Genomic DNA, 19,904 nt, shown 5'->3' with positions numbered 1-19,904 from the left:
TCACGCGATGCTATTCTGCGGCCGCCCGCAGCTGGCTGCGAAAGTAGCTGATCGTTCGCTCCAACCCATCATTGAGATCGACGCTCGGCTCCCAGCCGAGCACCCTGCGAGCCAGCGTGATGTTCGGCTGCCTCTGACGCGGATCATCCGAAGGCAGCGGCGCGAACACCAATTTGCTGCGTGATCCGGTCAGTGCAATGACCTGCTCGGCCAGCTCACGGATGGTGAACTCGCGGGGATTGCCGATATTAATGGGCCCGGTGAATTCGTTCGGCGTGTTCATTGCGCGGATCATCGCCTCGATGAGGTCGTCGACATAGCAGAAGCTGCGGGTCTGGCTGCCATCCCCGTAGATCGTGATGTCATTGCCCCCGAGCGCCTGAACGATGAAGTTCGACACGACACGGCCGTCGTTCGGGTGCATGCGAGGGCCATAGGTGTTGAATATCCGCACAACCTTGATCCGCAAGCCGTGCTGCCGCCAATAGTCGAAGAACAACGTCTCGGCGCAGCGCTTGCCCTCGTCATAGCAGGAACGCAGGCCAATGGGATTGACGTGCCCCCAATAGGATTCGACCTGCGGATGGATTTCGGGATCGCCGTACACTTCGGAGGTCGATGCCTGGAGGATTTTTGCCTTCACGCGCTTGGCGAGCCCAAGCATGTTGATGGCGCCGTGGACGCTGGTCTTGGTGGTCTGGACCGGGTCGAACTGGTAATGGATCGGAGACGCAGGGCACGCCAGATTGTAGATCTGGTCCACTTCCACATAGAGCGGGAACGTCACATCGTGCCGCAGCATTTCGAAGCGCGGATTGCCGATGAGATGCGCAATATTCGCCCTGCTGCCGGTAAAGTAGTTGTCGACGCAAAGCACATCGTGACCTTGATCGACAAGCCGCTCGCACAGATGCGAGCCAAGAAATCCGGCGCCGCCGGTGACCAACACCTTTGCCACGTCACTCCCTCTTCATGTCCGAGCTTGATGCCGGTTGCCAGATCCACGGCTGTCGACCTGCGGGCACGTAACCCGCAACATGTGAGCAATCACCGCTCTGCGAACCGAAGACAGTCCACTGCGTGACCTTCCAGACCGCCCTGCGGCGAAGCGAAGCGCCGGCGATGACGCAGTTATTCCATGGAGCAACGACAAACTGGATGTCGTAGCATCCCGGCGTGATGCCGGAGACCGTGAAAAATCTCGACGGCGGCAACGCGCCGGAAAACTGGTCCGGTCCCCACTGCCGTGCTCCGCACGGCGATAGATAGAGATGCTGCAATGGGGCGTTTGACGCATTCACGATGGTGAATTCGGCTGCATGCGCAGCCGAACAGAACATCCCAGCCATTACGGTCACAACGAGTTGCAGACCCGATCTGGGATGCTTGTGAGACGACGCGCCGCGGGTACTCATTGCACTCTCCACCGCCGGCGGATGATAACATCCACATCTTGCAGATTTGTGGCATTGCTCGCTGTAATTGTCTCGCCGGAAGCGATCGGTGAACGGTTGCACGGCGCACCTCATGCAGTCTTGCGACGCCAGAAGGCGTGCACCGTCAGATTGACCTTCAACATCGGATCGGCTGCAGCGCGATCGGCGGATCCCACCGGCTGCATCAACAGCGCGTCGACGAAGACATAGGGCGCACCGCTTTCAAGGCGATAGAGCAAGGCCTGCAGCGCCGGCAGCGTGGCATTCAGGGAGACCTGAAGCTTGATCGCATCGCTCTTCTCATCGCGATCAGCCGGGACTCCGGATGAGACCACGACCGCGTGTTGACCTGTGGCAAGTTCGGACAGGTAAGCCTGGAACTGCGCCGTAGCGAGCCCGCTGGTCGGAGCATCCAGGAAGGCAGCCTCCGGTGCTGCGCGGATTTTAGTCTGCGCGCGCTGATTGGCGGCCGGTCGCGCGCGCGCCTGCAGCGCCGCAAGTTGATCGCTCTGCTCAGCGAGGTGCTGCAAGGCATTGGCGCGCGCCTGCAACGCCCACGCAATCGCAATCGCACAGACGATCAGCAGCGTGCAGAAGCCACCGACCGCGAAGACCTGTTCTCGGTCGAAATTGAAGTTGAGGTTGAAACTGAGCTTCGATTTCAGCACCAGTCACTCTCCATCGATCCTGAAATGCGGCTCGACCCGGGCCTCGATGTGAAACACGAAACGCCCGCCATCAGCGTTGCGCGTTGTCGGGGCGAAGAAATGGACGTCTTTGAACTGGCCGGACTGCTCGAGCGGTGCAATCAGCGACGGGGCGTCGCCGGCCAGACCGACAAGGCGCAGCGTCGCACCGTCCATGTTCAACTCCGTCAGATAGGACGTTTCGGGAAGCACGCGCGACAGGGCCTCGACCACGACGACCGCAACCGACGACGTTTCCTTCAGGGCCTGCGCCCGTTCAGGGGGAGCGAGCGCGGCGATCTGCTCGCGCGACGAGTTGCCCCTGATCTGGCGTTGCAGTGCCGCAACGCGCGATCCGACGTCGTCGCTTTCGCCGTCCGCGGAAGCTGCGCTCATAAACGCCCAGACGTTCACGACAATGGTCAACCCTGCCGTTACGACCATCAGGCCCGCGATCAACCTCCGCGTCCGCGACAGGCTGGTATCGGTTGTGTCGGCGAGACGGGACCACAACGTGACGTCAGAAGCAGCATCAGTACGGCCGGCTGCTGCGACGACACGGTCGACACGAAGCCCCAGCGCGGCAAGCTGCCCGCACGCCTCGTCGAGCGTGCTGCGCGAGGTGGCAAGAACCTGCACATCGAGGACGTTTGCATCCTCACCGGGCACGGCGTTGAAACCATAGGCGGCCTGGCTCGCCCTCCACGGGAACAGCCGCTCGAACTGGTTGCGCACGATGCCGGCGAGCAGGTCCCGTGCCTGCGCGGGAACGGTCATCGCGCGCGAGACAACATTGAGGGCTGGAAGTTGCAAGATGACGAAGGATTTCTGCGCGGCACGAACCATCTCGTTCGGCAGCGCGGTGCCGTCCGGCCCGGTCGCGGGCTTTGCCCTGACCGACCTCTTCGCGTCCTTAAGCACCCATTCGCTGCCGTCCCTGACGACCCTCAGCCATTGGCGGGCGCGGCGCCGCTCCTGCCAGCCGAGCCATAGGCGGGCCAATATGTCGACCCAGCGCCGCATCATCACATCGATGTTCATCAGCGCACCTCCATCGAGGCCACGGCGCTTGACCTGGCGAACGGCGAAACCGGATTCCAGGCAAGAACCCGATACGGCTGCTTGTCCTCGGCGAGCAGCACGATGAAAGCTTTGGCAGCGGCGGTGTATCTACTGGTCGTGCTGGCGACCAGATCGACCGCGACGACGTGCTTCGGCTGAACCTTGAGGTATTTCTGCGCCGCGCCGAGGACGAAGCCGAGCCGCTCGGGGTCGGCCAGTCGAGCACTCCGCATGTCGAGAAAGGTGTCGAGCCGCGCTGCATCGAAGGACGGCAACGCCTGCAGCACCCCGACCGGCGCAGTGAGTGGATTGACGGAATCGCAGCCAAACACCGTGATCAGGGGGGCCATCGCTGCCGTCCATTCCGACCGCATGCCGGGAACGCTGGCGAGCTGCCCGATGTCGGTGAACGGCGAAGCGGCGGCCGGCTGGTCAGGCTTGCCCGCCGGCACCGGCGGCTTCGCCGCATCGTTCGGCCGCGCCGGCGCATCGTTTGACTTCGGCTGTCCTTCTTTCTCACGAAGCGCGACGATCCGTTGCGCCACGGTGGTCGCATCGTCGTCCGCGGCACCGACATGGCGCAGCAGCGATGCCAAAAGTTCCACCGGGGCCCTTCCGATGTCGATGCGGCCGCCCTCGTCACTCACGGTGATGCGCACCGATCCGCTCGGAAACGTCAGCGTCGTGCCGCGCTCGGTGAGCGGAGCATCGCCCAGCGTCGCGACGATGCCGGCGGCTCCCTCGAGCCCCGCGGTCAGCAGCCCGTCGGCCTGCACACGATCTCGGTCGATCCGGATGATTCCCGCGAGACTGCGAAAGGTCGTCGATGTTGCCATGGCGAGCACCGAGCACAGCGCAATCGCCCACAACACGGTGAGGAGAACCATTCCACGTTGGTTAGACCGGCTGCTCATTCGCGTGCTCCCGCCGGCGCACCCTTGGCGGATGCGTCATTTGCCGGAACAGTCTGCTGCGGCGAGTCGGGCTTGCCTGCGGTCGCGCATTTGGCATTGGCCCCGGGCTGGGCGCAGGCGGCCGGCGCATCGGCGCGCAGGACGAATTGAAGCCCCGGGAGGAGATCGGCGCCGCTTGCGCGGTCACGGATCGTCAACCGCACCAGCCGAGGCAAGGATGGCTTGCCGCTCCACGTCTCGCTCCAGGACAACGTCCCGTCCGGGCCGAGGCTCGCGAACGCAAAACTCATGTCGACCTGCCCTTCGATCAAGCGGACGGGATCCTGCAGCAAGACGCTGGCGAACGGCGTGCTCTGCCCGCGCCATCGCGCGCGCCGCCGAACCAGATAATCGACGCCGTCGGTCGCCTCGACCCGCAGGCCGATCACCTCCTCGCCCAGGGTTCCGGACGCCGCACCGCTTCCCGTGACAAACCTCACCTCAACGGCATCGCCGCTGAATGTGCTCGCGGTATCGCTGCCGCCGTTGGGCTGCTGCACCTGACGGGCCGGGCCAAGGTCAGCCGCGAGGCGGTCGACGGCGAGCAGCAGCTGGTCCGTTCGTCCCGCCAGACCGGTTCTGCGGTCGAAATTCAGCGCGACGTTGTTGACCAGCACCGCAGTCGAGGCGATGACCGCGGACCCGATGGCGAGCGCAGCAAGCACTTCGATCAAGGTGAAGCCGTGCTCCGCGCGACGGCCCAGGCGGGCAGCCGCGATCATTCCCCGCCTCCCAATCCGAGCCGCAACGTATCGGCGCTGACCATCTGTCCGGGCGCCCACGACACCGTCGCAACAAGATGAAATGCAACCCAGCTCGGACGCTTCTCGTCTCCCTTCTTCTTATCCCCTGCCGCGGGCACCGACACGTCCTGCTGCGGAACCATTGCGTCGACGAACATCGGCTCGGCCGCGACCGACCAGCGCAGACCCGCGACTTCGCCGTCGCGCGGACCATTACCGAGGATCGAGCGATCGACCGGCGCATCGAGCAATGTGCGCAACAGGGTCTGCGCGGCGATGCGGCCGTCGATATTGTCGGCGATGCGCCGTGCATAGAACAGATGCGGGCCGAGCACGGACACGAACGCCAGCAGCAAGGCCAGCGCCACCAGCGCCTCGATCAGCGTGAACCCGGCGCTTGCCGCACGCGGTTCAGGGCAGATCGACCGCAACACGCCCACTATACCAGTTGACGTCGACTTCATAGCGCACATTCTCCCAAGAGAATTTCAACACCGCGCCGGTGGAGGCGCCGTCCGGCTCGAACCGGACGACTGCCCGGCGTCCCGACCACACTTCGTCCACGCCGACCACATCGAGCATGACGTCGCGCGGAACCGCGACCGACCCGCTCTGCCCAACCAGCGTCCGCGTATTGCCGTCGAGCGACACCAGCCGGCGTTGCCCGGACAGAATCGCCGCAAGCCGTTCACGCCGCAGCAGTGCGGCGGCCTGCAGCGTCAACGCCTTCAAATTGCCGCGCCCGGTGCCCGGCATCATCGTCACCACCAGCGACGCCAGCATCGAGATAATCAGCATCACCGCCATCATCTCGATCAGGGTCGTCCCCGCACATGAACCGGTGATCTTCGCTCGCGCCATCGCCGCCCCTACATCGCAAGCTCGGTGATGCTGAGCAGCGCGCTCATGATCGACACGATCAGCGTCCCGATGCCGATGCTGACGACGATGATGGTGATCGGCCCGATCGCGCCCATCAGCCGATCGAGGCCGATGGCGAGCCGCTGCTCATAGAGTTCCGCCGCATGGTGCGCGATCGCCGACAAGTCGCCGGTCTCGTCGCCGACCCGGAGCATGCGAACCGCAAGCGGCGGCACCAGTTCGCTCTCGGCCAGCGCCTCGATGAAGCGGCGGCCGTTGCGCACCTGTTCGTGGACCTGCTCTACGGCCGCCGCATAGCGGGGCTCGGTCATGATGTCGCGCAGGATCTTCAGTGCGGTCGGCAATGCGACGCCGTTCTCGATCAAAAGACCCAGCGTACCGATGAAGCGCGCGGTGCGGCGGTCATGCATCGGTCCCGACACACCGGGGACGACTCCTAGGACGGCCATCAACGAGGCCCGCGCCGCCGGCTGACGCAGGATCAGCCAGCCGAGCAGCAGCAGCCCGGCGCAGCTCCCGAGGAACGTGTTGAGATGAGCCCGCAGCCAGGTCGACATCGTGAGCGCGAACGCGGCGCCCGAATTGAGCTTCCCGCGCAGCTCCGAGAACACCGACTCGAATTGCGGGACGACATAGAGCAGAAAGAAAAACAGGATGACCAGGGCCGACCCGACCAGGAACATCGGATAGCGAACCGCCCCCGAGATCCGTTGCGACAGCTGTTCGCGCCGCGTCCGGTCCTCGACGATTGCCCGCAACACCACTTCCAGCTTTCCGGACGCCTCGCCGGCGCGCACCATCGCGATATAAATCGGCTCGATGATCTGGTTGTGGCGTTCCAATGCCTCGGCAAACCCGTCGCCGCCCGAGACCGCCGAGCGCAGCCCGCCAGCGAAGCGCGACACCGCCTTGTTGGTGTCTTCCTCCAGCGTCTGCAGCGCCGCCTCCAGCGTCAATCCAGAGCGGAGCAGCAAGGCCAGCAGGCGAAGAACGGTCGTCAGCTCGCGCTGCCGGGGCACAGCGCCGCTCGATACGCCCGCGCCGAGCGCCTTGCGGCCCGCGATCTCGGCTTCGACCGGCAGATGGCCGAGATATTCGATGCGCCGCAGTACCTCCTCACGCGTCGGTGCGTCGACGTCGCCGAGAATGATCTCTCCGGCCTTGGTCAACGCACGGTAGCGGTAGTGTGGCATGATCGCCCTACAGGCTCATGGTCAAGCGGAAGATTTCGTCAAGCGTGGTCTGCCCGGCCCGCAGCTTCGCCACGCCGTCCTCAGTCATCGACGTCATGCCCGCGCGCCGTGCCGCGGCCTCGAGGTCGGAGGCATCGGTTTTCGGGCCGATTGAGCGCCGCAGCGCAGGGCCGATCTCCATGATCTCGAACACGCCCTTGCGTCCGCGGAAACCAGTCGAACCGCACCAGTCACACCCTTTCGGCCGGCAGACCACCTCGCCTGCCTCGACGCCGAGTGCTGTGTACCGTTCGTCGGCGGCGATATCAGCCGCCGACAGCGAATAGCTTTCCTTGCAGTGGTCGCACAGGATCCGCACCAACCGCTGTGCCACGATCACCCGCGCGCAAGACGCCAGCAGAAAGCTCTCGACACCCATGTCGATCATGCGCGTGATGGCCCCTGCCGCGGTGTTGGTGTGCAGCGTCGTCAACACCAGATGGCCGGTCAGTGCAGCATGGACGCCGATATGGGCCGTCTCGGAATCGCGCATCTCGCCGACCATGATGACGTCAGGGTCGAGCCGCATGAATGAGCGCAGCGCGGACGCGAAGGTGAGCCCGATGCCGGGGTGCACCTGAGTCTGGGTGATCCCCGGAATCTGGTATTCGACCGGATCCTCGATCGTGAGGATCTTGCGGGTCGGCTCGTTGATCACCGCGAGCGATGCCGCCAGCGTCGTGGTCTTGCCCGACCCGGTCGGTCCGGTGACGATGACCATGCCATAGGGCGCCTGCAATGCCTTGCGTAGAACAGCCTCGTCGCGCGCACTGAGGCCCACCTGGTCGAGCGACACCAGGCCGGCTCCCTTGCGCAACAACCGAATGACCGCGCATTCGCCATACATCGTGGGCATGGTCGCGACGCGCAAATCAATCTCGCTGCCGCCGACGACGATATGGGCGCGCCCGTCCTGCGCCAGGCGACGCTCGGTGATATTGAGACCCGCCATGATCTTGAGGCGCGACAGGATCCCCTTGGACATGCTCATCGGCGGCGCGGACACGTGCTTGAGCATGCCGTCGACGCGCAGCCGAACCTGCAGCACGTTGCCGGCCGGCTCGATGTGCAGATCGGTCGCGCGCTGGTCGACCGCCAGGCGCAGCAGGTCGTCGAGCGCCCGCACCACCGGCGCGCCACGCGCGAGGTCGCGCAGATTGTCGAGATCGTCCTCCCCCGCTCCGGTGCCCGCCTCCGGGACGGCGTCGCTGGGTCGATCGGCCTCCAGCCGCAATGAGAGCGCAGCCTCCAGATCCTCGGCCGTCGCCACCGCAAGCGCAATTGACCGGCGCAGCACGAGCTCAACTGCCCGCAGTGTCTCACTGTCGACGGGCCCGGCCACCGCAAGACGCAACGCCCCGCCCACCCCCTCGTAAGGGAACAGGCGCTCCTCCTTCAGAAATCGCGTCGACATCTCGCTGCCGGCGAAGCGCCCATCGACCAGATCGTCGCGGCGGACGCGGTCGCACCGATAGAAGCTGGCCAGTTCGTCGGCCAGTGCCGAGGGGGTGAGTTTCGTGATGGCACTCCAATCGACATTGCCGGTCGATCCGTCCGCGTTACGGCTCCGACCAGCGTTGTCCTCCTTCTGGCCATCGCGCAACGCTCCCCTGCCGGCGAGATAGGCCATGAAATCGATCGGCGGCACGGGCGTCGTCGCAGTCGTATTGCTTTCACGCGCTATCATGCCAGGGTTCCGATCAACTTGGCCTGCACGACCGGTGTTCGCACTGCACGAAGCGACGCGAGACAACGATGACGCCCAACGACCACACCGGCGACGCTGCTGGTCCGCACACGCTGCTTCCCGATCGCACCGTGCTGGCCTGCGGATTCGCGATCACTGCGCTGTTGTCCTGGGCAACGCTGCCATGGCCGCAGGCGTTGGCCTCGACAGTTCTCGGCACCCTCATGGTTGCCGGCGCCGATGTCGACGCGCGCCACTTCCTGCTTCCCGATATTGTCACCGGAGGTGCTCTGCTCGCCGGGCTGGTCGTTGCGGCCGCGCTCGGTTCGTATGATCGCTGGAACGGGCCGACCAGCGCGCTGAGCGGCTCCTTCCTGGTGGCCACGGCACTGTGGTTGCTGCGCCGGACCTACCAATGGCTGCGACGGCGTGAAGGTATCGGGCTCGGCGACGTCAAGCTCGCGGCAGCCATTGGCGCATGGCTCCCGCTCGACGCGGTACCTCTGTGTTTCGCATTGGCAAGCACTGCCGCCTTGATCGCCGTCCTGCTGGCCCGGCTGCGCGACCAATCCATCGAGCGAACAACGAAGCTGCCGCTCGGTGCCTTCCTGTGTCCCGCCCTCTGGTTGGTCGACTACGGCATACGGCTGCAGGCGACCTGGTTTTGAGCGCACCTGATTCAGGTGACGGGAGCATCGCCACTCAAGCACCACGCGCCGCCTGGTCGCCTCGACACATCCGACGATGTGACTCTGCCGTTCCATCGCATGTTACCTGCCATCGCCCAATGGCCACCGCCGCGCCAGGACCGTACCTTCATCACCCAGCGAAACTCGCGGTGCGTGATCCCTCTGGCCGAACGGGCTCCGACGTCGGAATGCAACTCCGGGCATCCGCGCGTTGCGATCGAGGCAGATCGCGCAATGCGCCAGCGCCTGCTTGAGCTCAACCTGCACCGTGCGAACACTGATGCCGAAGCGCTCCGCTACGAGCCTCAATGGCGCATCTTCAACACATATTGCCATGAAGATCTCCCGGCGACGGGTCGGCAGCTCCTCGATCGAACGCTTGAGCGCGTTGATCTCCGAACGCGCCTCGATGATCCTGTCCGGGCCGGGTGTTTCGTCCGGCAAGTCGAACAGCGGATCCGCCTCGCGCGCGATGCGACGGCGACGCTCCGCCACACGGCGATTGCTGATGGCGCTCATCGCCACACGAAACAGATATGCATGGAGATCGCGGACAGGTCCGATACCATCCGCATTGCTCAAGCGCAGAAACGTATCCTGCAAGGCTTCGTTGGCGAGATCGGCAGAGCCAGCCCGACGCGTCAAACGTTGTTTGAGATCGTCGTAGCTTGCGACGAGGAGCGTGAGCAACGCCGCTCGAGTGGTGTCGCTCATTGCAGGGACCCCATCCCCAACCGCGGCATTTGAGATGCATCCATCCGGTCGCGTCGTTTCTAGCCGCAGTTAATGACATGGCAATGAAACCACAGCGAGCACTCAATTCACGACACACCTCGCTACAAGCGATGACACACATTTGATTTTTTCCAAGCGATGTGTGCGCCGGTAGCACATCGCTCGTTGCGACAACGATCGCGCATCTGCAGGTTCCATACATTGCGCAAGGTTCTGCGCGAACTTGACTGCGATTGCTCGCGACGATGTTCATCTCACGACATCCCGTTGACGAGCATGGTCTGCTGCGACGCCTGCACGCGTTCGATTCCCCGCAGGGCCACGACACTTTCTGCGTCGATGGTCAGCGCTTCGCGGAAACTGGCCTCGGCATCGTCAGGCCGGTCGAGCACGAGATAAAGATCGCCGAGGGTACAATGGGCTGTCGCGCGGCGCGGATCGAGTGCAACTGCGTGCTTCAGGCTGATCTCCGCGCCCTGCGAGTTGCCGCGCGCAGCGCAGGTGCGGCCGAGCGCCTCGTAGAACTCTGATGATTGCTGCTGATTGATCTTCGTCGCCGCCAGGAAATGGCTCATGGCATCGTCGAGGTCGCCAAACTCGCACAACGCAAGCGCATACTGGGCATGCATGGCATCGCTGCGGGGCGCGAGTTCCACTGCCTTGCGGTAATGCTGGTAGACCAGGCGCTTCATCGTATCGGCATGCATGCCGGCCTGCCCGTGATCGCCGAGCTTGCGCAGCGCGGTCGCGTAGGCCGCGTGCACGCCGGCGTTCACCGGCGCAAGCTCGATCGCCTTGGCATACTGAGCGAGCGCCTGTTCGGTTCTCTTGGCATCCATCAATGCCTCGGCAAGTCCGATCCGAACCGGGACGAGATCGGGCGCCAACTCTACGGCCATCCGCAGCCGTTCGAGCGCAGGCGCGCTGCGGCCGGTATCGAGCTCGAGCGCACCGAGATTGCAGAGCGCGTTGACATGCCCCGGATCGAACGCGAGGATCCGTTCGAACAGCCGTTCCGCGCGATCGAGATTGCCCGCTTTGTGCTGACGGCAGGCCTCGACGAACAGTGCGTCACACAGAACAGGATCCGATACGGGCCGCGGCGCGGTCATTCGCCGTACCGAAGCTGAAACCGGATCCGCAGTCTCGCCCTCGGCCGCCGGAACAGCGGCGCTGACGAAGGACCACAGCGCTGCGGCTAGCCGTCCGATCACTTCGGTCCAATCGCCCGGGCTGGTTTGCCGGAACAGGCGCGCCTGCGGATACCAAGGCGTGTCGTCGCGCCCCTTGAGCCAGCGCCAATCACTCCCCTTGGCGAGCAGAATCCAGACCGGTTTGCCCATCGCGCCGGCCAGATGCGCGATCGCACTATCGACCGTGATCACGAGGTCGAGGTTGGCAATGATTGCCGCTGCATCGACGAAGGATCGTGTATCGATCTCTGCACCGACATTGACGATACCAGCGTCAAACTCCGTCAGTTGCCGCTGTCCGGGCCCCACCTGCAAGCTGACGAAGCGCGCACCCGGGCAGTCGAGCAAGGGCCGCAGCCGATCGAATGGAAGCGAGCGGCGCCAGTCGTAGGCATGCGACGGATTGCCTTGCCAGACCAGCCCGACGGCAGGACCGGAAGGGGCCCCTAACCGCCCGCGCCATTTGGCGACGAGATCCGGATCCGGTGCAATGTAGGGAACCGCCGCAGGAACGGTATCGTTCTGCGTTCCGAAGATCAGCGGCAACGACAGCAACGGCACATGCACGTCGAAGGCCGGTGCCTCGTCCGTCGAATCAAACACATCGTCAATGCCGGCGACGGTTCGCAACATCGGCAGCAGCGGTCCTTGCGCGCGCAGGATCACGCGGCCACCGCGCGCCTTGACCATCGGCGCGTAGCGTACGAATTGCAGGGTGTCGCCGAAGCCTTGCTCGAATTGCAAGAGGATCGTCTTGCCGGCGAGATCCTCGCCCTTCCACTGCGGGCGATCGGTGGACAACAGGTGCTTACTGACCTGCGGTTCCTTCAGCCGCCATTCGAATTCCGCCCATGCCGCCAGCCAGTCGCCCCGTGCGAACAGGCAGATCGCCAGCATCGTGTGCAGATCTGCAAATTCCGGATGTTGCGCGAGAACATCGCGCAACAATGCCATGGCCTCGTCATTCCGGTCCGTATCATTCAACAGCGTTGCAAAATCGACCACCGGCCTGACATCGTCCGGCGCGCATGCCCGCACGTCGCGAAATGCGTCATAGGCAAAATCCGTCAAGTCCACTGCCGCGAATGCGCGGGCCATCCCAAGCAACGCCGTGGCATTGTTCGGCTGCAACGTCAGAGCAGCGGCATAGGCGGCCAGCGCCTGCGGATGCTGGCGCGCCTTGAGCAGGAGGACGCCGAGATTGGCGTGTGCTTCACCGTCTGCAGGATTGAGCCTGATCGCCTCCTCAAGCAGGTCCAGCGCCTGCTCGTCCTCGTCGCGGTGCAGCGCGATCACGCCACGGAGGTGCAGCCCATGCTGCCGCACCAGAGGCTCATCCTGCAGGGTTTCGAGCAACACTTCGGCGCTGTCGAGCTGACCTTCGCGCAGAAGAGCCAGCGCGCGATTAACGATCGTCTGGATGAATTCCATGCGCCGTTCGGCCGGAGCTTGGGTCAGCATGGACAGGCCGGCACGCAACGCCTGCGCTTCGCTGATCGCTGCTTTCGACATCAATGTGGTCCTTATCCCCGGCTTGTCCGTGCCTTCTTCGTCTCTCCGGATGGCGCTGCGCTGATCCGCGCCCTAGGCCGCTTCGCGTGTGGCGCGCGCCTCGCACCATTCGGTCCACAGCCGCATCAATTCGCGTGACAGGTTGCCGGCGAACCGCGGCGCGTCGCACAGCGGCGAAGCGGCGATACGATCGCGCAGGCCGCGGCGCAGCTCGGCGAGTTCGTCGCGGCGATGTGTCCACTCGACCGCCATGGCAACGTAGTCGTCGATGCTGAGCGTGCAGAAGCTGCCGAGCCCGGCGGCGGTCAAATGGGCGGCTGAGTGACGGCCGGCGAAGGTGTCGCCGACGAAGGTCACAGTCGGAACGCCCATCCACATCGCCTCGAGCGTGGTCACGCCCGCCGAATATGGGAACGGATCGAGCGCGACATCCACCTCGCCATAGGCGAGCAGGAGCTTCGGCTGTTCGGCCTCGCCCACCAGCTCGACGCGCTCAGGCGGCACGCCGCCTTCGCCGAGGACCCGATAGATGGCCTCGCGCGTGCTCGCCTCGCCGAGGCCGCCATAAACCATCAGAATGCGCGAGTCCGGCACCTGCTCGAGAATACGCGCCCAGGCCTTGCCGACCTCGCCGTTGAGCTTGGCGGGGCGGTTGAAACAGCCGAAGGTGAAGCGGCCGCCGTTCAGGCTCGGCAGCGGCGGCACCTCGGGAGCTTTCTCGGGCGGCTGATAGCAGACGTAGCAGTCCGGCAGGCGGATCGGCCGCTCCATGTAGGTCGCATCGTGCTCCGGCGGAATCTCCACCGGATCGGCGATCAGACCCTCATAAGTGTCGAGCCCAACGGTGCCGACATAGCCGGCCCAGCCGAGCTGGATCGGCGCCGCGCGCGCGGCGAACAGAGACAGCCGGCTGCCCGCGGTGTGGCCTGCAAGATCGAACAGCACATCGATGCGATCATCGATGATCTGCTGCCCCAGCGCAGCCTCGTCCATGCCGGACACATCTCGCCAGGATAGCGAAATTTCCTTGTAGCGTTCGCTGAAATCGTCATCGAGCCGCTTGCTGTCGGTCTTGTAGCAGCAAATCTCGTAACCGAGCGCAGCAAGCGCTTCGAACGCACGCAGCACGAGGAACGACACGGCGTGACGATGCAGGTCGGCCGACACCAGGCCAAGCCGCGGCTTGCGTGCCGGATCCGGCACGTTCGAAAACGCCAGACGATCCATGGGCGCTTGCGGGCGATAGAGCGTCGCCCAGCGTCTGTGCTCGCGCAGCAGCTCCTCGCGGGTGACGCCGGGCTTGTGCTGAAGCGCGAACAGCAGCGTTCCGGCGATCGCGGCGTTTGCGGGATCGAGCTCGCCGGCACGCCGATAGGCCGCGACGGCGTCCTCGACGCGCCCCTGCCCGAGGACGCCGAAGCCCCGGGCGACGTGATGTTCGGCGCGCAGCGGATCGATCGCGAGCGCGCGATCGACATAGCCGAGCCCGCGCTCGAACTGGCGATGATTGATCAGGAAGTGGCCGTAGAGATATTGCGGCAGAGCGACATCCGGCGCGCTGTCGGCGGCGAGCTCAAACAATCTTGCCGCCTGCTGCTCGCGTGCGGCCGCACCGAAGTTCATGCCGAGCTCGAGGATCGCCTTGTAGTTCTGGCTGTCGAGCGTGGATGCGGCGCGGAGGTCGTCGACCGCCTTGTCGAACTTGCCGTCCATCACATAGGCAAGGCCGCGGGTGCGATAGGCATCCACATAGCCGGCGTCGAGCATGATCGACTTGTCGAGCGCCTCAATCGCCTCGTTGCGCCGGCTCTCCGTGAGCAGCGCAAGGCCGAGGCTGTATTGCGCGAGCGGCATCTGCGGCATCAGCCGCAGGCCTTCCTGCAGATAGGGAATGCCGTCGCGCGCACGTCCGGTGCGCGCCAGACAGGTGCCGATCTCGGCGAGCGCCGGCGCGTGACTGGGCGTCACCCTGAGCTCGGCCATGAATGCCTCGCGCGCATCGTCGAAGCGATCGAAGCGGCAGAGCGCAACACCCTTGCAGTAGTTGAAGCCGGCTTGCTCGGGTGCCAACCGCGCCGCCTCGTTGAACGCCCGCAACGCCTGGCGCCAGCGATCCTGCCGCGCGTGCGCGACACCCTGCTGATGCAGATCCTGCGCCCGCGTCAGGCTCGATGATGGAAGTTCACCACGCCCATATGTGAATGGATGCGGCGTCGGCCGCGCCAGAATCGCATGGCCGCTATGCTCCACGCGAATCGCAAGTCGCCCGCTCGAATTGTCTTCCATGTGGGAGGCCCCGCTTGGCAGAAGATCGCGCGAAGATTGTATCTATCTGACATCACTCGTTGAGAGCTACGCCGCTAGACCTGACGTCCATAGATCATCTCGCGTCCCGTTGCCAAGTAATATTTCGGACGATGATTGAAATTAATCTCTGCGCTCAGCCAAATGTCGCGTTGTCTATCAGATGTGAAGACCATCACCGGCGACAATGACATGACGTCGACGCATGAGATGTTTGTTATCTTCTTTGAATCGATCGAAGATTCATGAAGATTCCGGCAGAATAACTTCAACTAATCTGAAGATTACTTTGCAGTCTCGTAACGACGGGATGACGACGCACGTCCGGTGACCAACCCACAGGATGAGTGAGATGAAACTGCAATCTTCGTCCAAATACCTGCTCGGCACCGCTTCGGTGCTCGCGCTGTTCGCCTCGGCGGGCAGCATCACGCCTGCGCATGCTGGCGCCTCGGCGGCCACGCGTCCGATCTATTTCGGCGGCAGCACGCTCGCGTCTGAAGCGTTCCGTCAGATCTTCGACTGCTACTCGCACGGCAATGTCGGTTCCGGCACCGCCTACAGCGACGGCTTCCAGATCGGCGCCACCACGGGCCCGGGCTGGATCACCACCGCCTGCAACACCATTGCGACCACGCAGGTGAACGGCCTGTATGCCGGCGTCGGCTCTGGCAACGGCGTCCGCGGCTACATCGCCAACAACCCGCAGCAGTGGTATGGCGGCACGATCACCCCGCCCGCGTCCGGCACCGCGACGACCAGCTCGTTCCTGCCGGCGTTGCAGCCGTCGCTGATCGACCTCGCCAATACCGGATCGCCGTCGACGGTGTTCGGCAGCTACCCGTATCCGCGCGTCGATGCCGGCCTCTCGGACTCGCCGCTCGCGATCGCTTCCGGAGCCACGACCCTGACGACGGTGTCGCTCGGCCTCACCCCGACGCAAGGCTGGATGGTCCCGGGTTCGCCGACGACCACCTATGCCGCGCTGGCGTCCATCACGGTCGCCGCCACCACATCGGTGGCCAGCTACAACCCGACCGCCTATGGCCCGGCGATCCAGATCCCGGCGTTCGAAGTTAACGTCGCGATCGCGGTTAACACCGGTGGTCTCAACCAGCTCCACTCGGCCGTCACCGGCGCGGGTACCCTGCCCGGCACCCAGACCAACCAGGGCGCCGCCATTCAGCTCACCGCGGGACAGCTCTGCGCGATCTTCTCCGGCCTGGTGACCAATTGGGATGACACGACGGCTGCGAACGTCCCCTACCTCACCAGTGGCGGCACGGCCTCGCTCGGCGCCTTCAGCGACGCGAATACGCTGACGTCTGGCTCCGGGTCTGAAGCTTACGCGTCGACCTCCAAGGCCATCACGGTGGTGTTTCGTTCGGATGGCAGCGGCACGAGCTTCATTCTGACCAACTATCTGAAGAATGTCTGCCCGCTGCTCGATCCCACCGACGCGAAGCAATACAAGTCGATCTTCGGTGCCACCAACCTGCCGAGCACCAGCTTCAGCAACCTGATCGCCAACGTCAACAAGTTCCGCACCAACGGCTCGACCATCACGGCGACCTGGATCGGTGGCAGCGGAAGCGGCAGCGTGGCGTCCAACGTCAGCTCCAACGACGCGACGAAGGGCGGCCGGGTCGGTTACGTCAGCGCCGACTTCACCTACCCCTACACCACCACCGTTGCCGGCGTGACCGCGCCGCTCTCGGCAGCGCTTCAGAATGAACAGCTGCGCATCGCCGGCACCACGGTTCCGAACGACACCACGGGCACCCTCACGTTCATCGCCCCGACGCCAGGCGCTGCGCTCAATGCCTGGAGCGACACCAGGCTCCAGTCCACGTCGACGACCTGGACCTGGGCCAACTTCAATATCTACAACAACACCTTCACCGCCACGACCACGCAGGGCGGCGTGCCCCTGTTCGGCCAGTCGGTGCTGCCGCTCACCAACGTGTCGGGAGCCTATCCGCTCAGCGGCACGACCTTCCTCGACCTCTACAGCTGCTACAGCACAACAGCGGGCGTCGCGCCGGATGCCAACCGCGTCACCAGCCTGGTCAACTTCCTGACCTGGTACTACAGCTCTTCGGATACGCGTCCGACGACAGTGATGCAGAACGCCGGGTTCAACCCGGTCCCGGCCGGTTACTCGGCGCTGATCAGGAGCAAGTACCTGGGCAGCCTTTCCAGCACCCGCATCGCGGCGGGAGGCACGGCCAGCACCGGATGCTCCAGCGCGAGCGGTGCGCTGTAAGCCGACGACGTCGAACGACAAACACGAACGGGCGCCTCTAACGAGGCGCCCGTTTTTTTCTATCGCACAACGTGAGGCATCGCGGCGAATGGCTGCCCGGATACCAAGACATTGTATCAGATCTCGGTGTTCACGCGCACCGAGGTTGGACAAGTCAATCTCGATGCGTCTCATCGCTCAATGAAGCTCGAGCAGACGCTCCCGCGAGCGTCGACCGAGATAATCGCAACTGCGAAAATAAGGCGAACAACGCTGCGCTTCGCCTCGATTCAAATTGTCTAAGAGATGTGAGCACTGCACTGGCGTCGTCGTCGATACGACGCGGAGGGTTCTGCCCTGCGCGTCTCGCTGCACCATGTTTCAAGGGCTTCCGCGAAGGTCTTCTTCATCGCTTTCCACTTCATCGCATCGAGCAAGATCTTCTGGTCCCGAGACCATGAGGCGGGTCGCGCGGCGCCGCATCACATCGTCAAACAGGGAGTTAAGAACATGAAGACGACATCCTTCGCCGGACGCCTGCTGGGCTCGACCTCGCTGGTCGTGCTGTCGGCAGCCGCGATTCTCGGCACGCAGCGGCCCGCTGCGGCGCAGACCCCGATCTCAACCGGCATCTACGGCGGCGGCAGCACGCTGTCATCGCTGGCGCTGCGGCAGCTGTTCGACTGCTATGCCGGCACCACGGTGGCCAATGACGGCCAGGCGTTCTCGCCAACGTTCACCTTCGCGCCGCCAACCCCGGACATGCTGCCGGCGAGCTGCACGCAGGTCTCCACTGCGGTCGAAGGCCTGATCGCCGCGGTCGGCGCAGGCAACGGCCAGCGCGCCTACATCGCCAACGATCCGCATCAGCTGTTCCGTGGCAGCCCGGATTCCGCGCCAGCGCTGGTGCGCAAGCCTTCGGCCAAACCGCCGTTCCGCGACACTGCCAATTCGAACTTCAAGACCTATCCGTATCCGCGGCTCGACTTCGCCACCAGCGACCTGCCGCTTGCCGGCACGGTTTCCAGCCTGACCACCGTGTCGTTCAGCAATTTCCTGCCCACGACCAACTGGCAGAACACGCTGCTGATCGCGGCGCAGAGCAGCTCGGCGGTGAGCTTCAACCCGGCGTCCGTCGGCGCGCCGATCCAGATCCCCGCGGTAGAGATTCCGATCGCGATTGCGGTCAACACCGCGAACTCCGCCTCGGGTGTGACCTGGACCAACCAGTCGGCGCTGTCGCCGAACACCCAGGCGGGCGGCGCAATCCAGCTCTCCGCGGCGCAGCTCTGCGCGATCTTCTCGGCCACGGTGACGGACTGGAGCGACACCGCCACGCTGATCCCCTATCTGGACCAGAACGGCGTGCAGCAATTCCAGCACTTCTATGACGACAACACCAACGGCACCCTCACTCCGGTCGCCTACACCAGCGGCCGCCTGCCGATCAAGGTGGTCTACCGAGCCGACGACGCCGGTGCGAGCTACATCCTCACCAATTATCTCGCCAATCTCTGCCCGCTGCTCGACCCGACCGGCACCTACAACTACAAAAAGATTTTCACGGGCGTGGGCGTCAACGGCACCACCACGGCAAACCTGCCCTCGAGCAGGTTCTCCCACCTGGTCCAGAATATCCTGGCGGTAAAGGGCACGACCGATCACGATCACCACGACACGCTCGACGTCGAGGACGATTCCGAGCGACCCATTCCGCACTGGATCACCGCGCTGGGCGCCAATCACGAAGCGCTCAAGATCGGCACCGATGCGTTCCACGCCGGCCGGATCGGCTATCTTAGCGCAGATTTCACCCAGCCCTATGCGCAGAGCGTCACCGAGGAAATCGCCGGCAACACGATCTCCGCCGCGGCTCCGCTGTCGGCCAGCATCCAGAACGAAGCGCTGCGCATCTTCGGCGTCTATCATCCGGGCCAGACGGGCTCCGTCGGGACTCCCACGAACTTCGTCCCGCCGACGCCGGACAACGTCGCGCAGGCCTTCAGCGGTCTCTCCGCGCCGTCGGCGAGCGGCAGCTACAATGCCTGGAACATCTACGGGCAGACCTACGCCGGCGGAACCGTGCTGGGCGGTGTTGACTACAGCGGCCTGTCCGTGATCGGCGTCCCGCTGGTATCGCTCACCGACTATGCACTGACGGGCGCGAGCTACGCCAACGTCTACAGCTGCTATGGCGATGCCGGCGGCACGCGAGTGCCGACGCTGAAGAACTGGCTGGCCTGGCTCTATGGCGGTTCGGTCTCTGCGCTGCCGCGCTACAACCCGGCGACGTCGAATGCCAACGCTCCCGGATATGATCCTGATGTCGCGCAGGTGATCCGCAACAACGGCTTCCACGAGCTCGACCCGACCTGGGCCGGCAACGTCTTGAGCGGCTATCTGCGGGCGAGTGCCGCGGGTGGCCTGCCGACCGCGATCGCGGCATACAACGCGTCAGGTGCGCAGACCGACGGCTGCCAGGGCGTGACCGGCGGCGCGAAGTAAGCGCATGTGAGATCGTGGTCCGAATGTTCGGACCACGATC

The 19,904-nt window shown here is 64.5% G+C and carries 16 protein-coding genes; 3 read left to right on the top strand and 13 right to left on the bottom strand.

What is annotated here, in order from left to right; genetic code table 11:
- Window positions 1–10: 10 nt before the first annotated feature.
- The 10 genes from H8A95_RS02850 to H8A95_RS02805 form a co-directional block, all read right to left on the bottom strand.
- Window positions 11–958 carry a UDP-glucuronic acid decarboxylase family protein gene (locus tag H8A95_RS02850; protein ID WP_229181705.1) on the bottom strand — a complete coding sequence of 316 codons (948 nt, stop codon included), beginning with the start codon at window positions 956–958 and terminating at the stop codon, window positions 11–13.
- Window position 959: 1 nt separating this feature from the next.
- On the bottom strand, window positions 960–1,415 hold the full coding sequence (locus tag H8A95_RS02845; RefSeq protein WP_229181704.1) for a hypothetical protein: 456 nt from the start codon (window positions 1,413–1,415) through the stop codon (window positions 960–962).
- Window positions 1,416–1,525: 110 nt separating this feature from the next.
- Window positions 1,526–2,104, bottom strand: a complete 579-nt coding sequence (gspM, locus tag H8A95_RS02840) for a type II secretion system protein GspM (protein WP_229181703.1) — start codon at window positions 2,102–2,104, stop codon at window positions 1,526–1,528.
- Window positions 2,105–2,107: 3 nt separating this feature from the next.
- Window positions 2,108–3,163: a PilN domain-containing protein gene (locus H8A95_RS02835; protein ID WP_229181702.1), complete on the bottom strand. Its 1,056-nt coding sequence runs from the start codon at window positions 3,161–3,163 to the stop codon at window positions 2,108–2,110.
- The gene (locus H8A95_RS02830; RefSeq protein WP_229181701.1) at window positions 3,163–4,098 is read right to left on the bottom strand and encodes a type II secretion system minor pseudopilin; all 936 of its coding nucleotides are present in this window, start codon (window positions 4,096–4,098) and stop codon (window positions 3,163–3,165) included. Before H8A95_RS02830 ends, H8A95_RS02835 begins: the two co-directional genes overlap by 1 nt.
- Window positions 4,095–4,859: a PulJ/GspJ family protein gene (locus tag H8A95_RS02825; protein WP_229181700.1), complete on the bottom strand. Its 765-nt coding sequence runs from the start codon at window positions 4,857–4,859 to the stop codon at window positions 4,095–4,097. Before H8A95_RS02825 ends, H8A95_RS02830 begins: the two co-directional genes overlap by 4 nt.
- Entirely contained in the window at window positions 4,856–5,344 is a 489-nt protein-coding gene (locus tag H8A95_RS02820; protein WP_229181699.1) for a prepilin-type N-terminal cleavage/methylation domain-containing protein, read from the bottom strand. Before H8A95_RS02820 ends, H8A95_RS02825 begins: the two co-directional genes overlap by 4 nt.
- The gene (locus H8A95_RS02815) at window positions 5,292–5,741 is read right to left on the bottom strand and encodes a prepilin-type N-terminal cleavage/methylation domain-containing protein (RefSeq protein ID WP_274617366.1); all 450 of its coding nucleotides are present in this window, start codon (window positions 5,739–5,741) and stop codon (window positions 5,292–5,294) included. The genes H8A95_RS02820 and H8A95_RS02815 overlap by 53 nt, the downstream gene beginning before the upstream one ends.
- 8 nt (window positions 5,742–5,749) lie before the next feature.
- Complete coding sequence (locus H8A95_RS02810; protein WP_229181697.1) at window positions 5,750–6,955, bottom strand: type II secretion system F family protein; 1,206 nt, start codon at window positions 6,953–6,955, stop codon at window positions 5,750–5,752.
- Window positions 6,956–6,962: 7 nt separating this feature from the next.
- Entirely contained in the window at window positions 6,963–8,624 is a 1,662-nt protein-coding gene (locus tag H8A95_RS02805) for a GspE/PulE family protein (protein WP_229181696.1), read from the bottom strand.
- Window positions 8,625–8,749: 125 nt separating this feature from the next.
- Here H8A95_RS02805 and H8A95_RS02800 point away from each other — a divergent pair, with 125 nt between their 5' ends.
- Window positions 8,750–9,349 (top strand): prepilin peptidase, encoded by a 600-nt coding sequence (locus tag H8A95_RS02800; protein WP_229181695.1) that lies wholly within the window; start codon window positions 8,750–8,752, stop codon window positions 9,347–9,349.
- A 102-nt stretch (window positions 9,350–9,451) separates the two neighbouring features.
- Here the strand turns inward: H8A95_RS02800 and H8A95_RS02795 are convergent, their stop codons facing one another.
- The 3 genes from H8A95_RS02795 to H8A95_RS02785 form a co-directional block, all read right to left on the bottom strand.
- Entirely contained in the window at window positions 9,452–10,084 is a 633-nt protein-coding gene (locus H8A95_RS02795) for an RNA polymerase sigma factor (protein ID WP_229181694.1), read from the bottom strand.
- Window positions 10,085–10,359: 275 nt separating this feature from the next.
- On the bottom strand, window positions 10,360–12,810 hold the full coding sequence (locus H8A95_RS02790; protein WP_229181693.1) for a tetratricopeptide repeat protein: 2,451 nt from the start codon (window positions 12,808–12,810) through the stop codon (window positions 10,360–10,362).
- A 72-nt stretch (window positions 12,811–12,882) separates the two neighbouring features.
- Complete coding sequence (locus tag H8A95_RS02785; protein ID WP_229181692.1) at window positions 12,883–15,096, bottom strand: O-linked N-acetylglucosamine transferase, SPINDLY family protein; 2,214 nt, start codon at window positions 15,094–15,096, stop codon at window positions 12,883–12,885.
- A gap of 370 nt (window positions 15,097–15,466) precedes the next feature.
- Here H8A95_RS02785 and H8A95_RS02780 point away from each other — a divergent pair, with 370 nt between their 5' ends.
- On the top strand, window positions 15,467–17,380 hold the full coding sequence (locus H8A95_RS02780; RefSeq protein WP_229181691.1) for a substrate-binding domain-containing protein: 1,914 nt from the start codon (window positions 15,467–15,469) through the stop codon (window positions 17,378–17,380).
- Window positions 17,381–17,869: 489 nt separating this feature from the next.
- Complete coding sequence (locus tag H8A95_RS02775; RefSeq protein ID WP_229181690.1) at window positions 17,870–19,864, top strand: substrate-binding domain-containing protein; 1,995 nt, start codon at window positions 17,870–17,872, stop codon at window positions 19,862–19,864.
- Window positions 19,865–19,904 lie beyond the last annotated feature (40 nt).

Source organism: Bradyrhizobium oropedii (genome assembly GCF_020889685.1).
Taxonomy (GTDB): domain Bacteria; phylum Pseudomonadota; class Alphaproteobacteria; order Rhizobiales; family Xanthobacteraceae; genus Bradyrhizobium; species Bradyrhizobium oropedii.
This window is presented reverse-complemented; position numbering and strand designations above follow the sequence as displayed.

Bases quoted from the DNA above. Each gene is read 5' to 3' on its own strand.
- H8A95_RS02845 (WP_229181704.1), bottom strand. From the start codon at position 1,415: ATGAGTACCCGCGGCGCGTCGTCTCACAAGCATCCCAGATCGGGTCTG.
- H8A95_RS02835 (WP_229181702.1), bottom strand. From the start codon at position 3,163: ATGAACATCGATGTGATGATGCGGCGCTGGGTCGACATATTGGCCCGC.
- H8A95_RS02830 (WP_229181701.1), bottom strand. From the start codon at position 4,098: ATGAGCAGCCGGTCTAACCAACGTGGAATGGTTCTCCTCACCGTGTTG.
- H8A95_RS02825 (WP_229181700.1), bottom strand. From the start codon at position 4,859: ATGATCGCGGCTGCCCGCCTGGGCCGTCGCGCGGAGCACGGCTTCACC.
- H8A95_RS02820 (WP_229181699.1), bottom strand. From the start codon at position 5,344: ATGAAGTCGACGTCAACTGGTATAGTGGGCGTGTTGCGGTCGATCTGC.
- H8A95_RS02815 (WP_274617366.1), bottom strand. From the start codon at position 5,741: ATGGCGCGAGCGAAGATCACCGGTTCATGTGCGGGGACGACCCTGATC.
- H8A95_RS02810 (WP_229181697.1), bottom strand. From the start codon at position 6,955: ATGCCACACTACCGCTACCGTGCGTTGACCAAGGCCGGAGAGATCATT.
- H8A95_RS02805 (WP_229181696.1), bottom strand. From the start codon at position 8,624: ATGGCCTATCTCGCCGGCAGGGGAGCGTTGCGCGATGGCCAGAAGGAG.
- H8A95_RS02800 (WP_229181695.1), top strand. From the start codon at position 8,750: ATGACGCCCAACGACCACACCGGCGACGCTGCTGGTCCGCACACGCTG.
- H8A95_RS02795 (WP_229181694.1), bottom strand. From the start codon at position 10,084: ATGAGCGACACCACTCGAGCGGCGTTGCTCACGCTCCTCGTCGCAAGC.
- H8A95_RS02790 (WP_229181693.1), bottom strand. From the start codon at position 12,810: ATGTCGAAAGCAGCGATCAGCGAAGCGCAGGCGTTGCGTGCCGGCCTG.
- H8A95_RS02785 (WP_229181692.1), bottom strand. From the start codon at position 15,096: ATGGAAGACAATTCGAGCGGGCGACTTGCGATTCGCGTGGAGCATAGC.
- H8A95_RS02780 (WP_229181691.1), top strand. From the start codon at position 15,467: ATGAAACTGCAATCTTCGTCCAAATACCTGCTCGGCACCGCTTCGGTG.
- H8A95_RS02775 (WP_229181690.1), top strand. From the start codon at position 17,870: ATGAAGACGACATCCTTCGCCGGACGCCTGCTGGGCTCGACCTCGCTG.